The organism is Actinokineospora sp., assembly GCF_050699995.1.
Classification (GTDB): Bacteria; Actinomycetota; Actinomycetes; order Mycobacteriales; family Pseudonocardiaceae; genus Actinokineospora.
Genome location: NZ_JBOHGC010000140.1, coordinates 1 through 1,412, shown reverse-complemented (window position 1 = coordinate 1,412; position 1,412 = coordinate 1). Strand labels below are relative to the sequence as shown.

The following is a 1,412-nucleotide window of genomic DNA, read 5'->3' as shown; positions in this document are numbered from 1 at the left end:
CTCCTACAAGCGCTTCGTGCCCGGCAGCTTCGCGCCGACCGCGATCGCCTGGGGCACCGACAACCGCACCTGCGCGCTGCGCGTGGTCGGTCATGGTCAGTCGCTGCGGATGGAGAACCGCGTCCCGGGCGGCGACGTCAACCCGTACCTCGCGGTGTCCGCGCTGATCGCGGCCGGGCTGCACGGCGTGGAGAACGACCTGCAGCTGGAGCCGGAGTTCACCGGAAACGCCTACGCCTCAGCGAAACCGAGGGTCCCGGGAACTCTGCGGGACGCGGCGGACCTGTTCGACGACAGCGCCGTGGCCCGGCAGGCGTTCGGCCACGAGGTCGTCGAGCACTACCTCAACGCGGCTCACGTGGAACAGGCCGCCTACGACGCGGCGGTCACCGACTGGGAGCGGATCCGTGGCTTCGAACGGCTCTAGCGCCTGGCCTCCGGTCATCGGAATCACCACCTACCTTGAGCACTCCGCTTTCGGTATCTGGGAAACGGAGGCGGTCGTCCTGCACCGCAGCTACGTCGAGTCGGTGCGGGCGGCGGGCGGGAACGCGGTGCTGCTGCCCCCGCTGGGCGACTGGCGCGCGGAGACCGTCGGCTGGCTCGACGGGCTGGTCCTCGCGGGCGGCGCCGACATCGAGTCCACCCGCTACGGCCAGGAACCGCACCCGACCACCGGCACCCCGCAGCCTGCCCGCGACGAGGCCGAGTTCGCCCTGCTCGCCGCCGCGCGCGAACTCGACCTGCCGGTGCTCGCCGTGTGCCGCGGGATGCAGCTGCTCAACGTCGCCCTCGGCGGCACCCTGCACCAGCACACCCCGGAGCAGGTCTCGAACACCGACCACCAGCCGTCGATCGCCCGCTTCGGCAAGAACGACGTCACCGTCCGCGGCGGCAGCCGCCTGGCGGGCATCCTGGGCCGCGCGGTCACCGTGCAGTGCCACCACCACCAGTCGCTCGACCGGATCGGCGAGGGACTCGACGTGGTCGCGACCGCCGCGGACGGCACGGTCGAGGCGGTGGAGCTGCCCGGCGCGCGGTTCATCATCGGCGTGCAGTCCCATCCCGAGCAGGACATCGAGGACAGCCGCCTGTTCGCGGCGCTGGTGGCCGCCGCCGTGCGGCGCAGACAGGAGCTGGAGCGACAGTGACCGCGTACGACGTGATCAACCCGGCGACCGCCGAACGGGTGGAGACAGTGCACCTGGTCGGCGTCGACGAGACCGACGCCGCGATCGGCCGCGCCCACGCGGCGTTCCCGGCTTGGCGGGCCGTCGCACCGGGAGACCGGGCGCGGCTGCTGCGCCGGTTCGCCGACGCCGTGGAGGCCGACCTGGAGAACCTCGCCCGGTTGGAGGTCTTGAACGCCGGGCACACGATCGGCAACGCGCGGTGGGAGGCGGGCAACGTCC

At 72.5% G+C, this 1,412-nt stretch carries 2 protein-coding genes and 1 pseudogene; all 3 read left to right on the top strand.

The window, feature by feature from the left end:
- Nucleotides 1–427: pseudogene (locus ACRDSQ_RS08225) on the top strand (glutamine synthetase); the annotation flags it as partial.
- A complete protein-coding gene (locus ACRDSQ_RS08220) occupies nt 408–1,151 on the top strand; it encodes a gamma-glutamyl-gamma-aminobutyrate hydrolase family protein (RefSeq protein WP_431420147.1) in 744 nt (247 codons plus the stop codon). The pseudogene ACRDSQ_RS08225 and the gene ACRDSQ_RS08220, both read left to right, overlap by 20 nt.
- Nucleotides 1,148–1,412: aldehyde dehydrogenase family protein (locus tag ACRDSQ_RS08215; RefSeq protein WP_431420144.1), on the top strand; the 265-nt coding region annotated here is incomplete at its 3' end. The genes ACRDSQ_RS08220 and ACRDSQ_RS08215, both read left to right, overlap by 4 nt.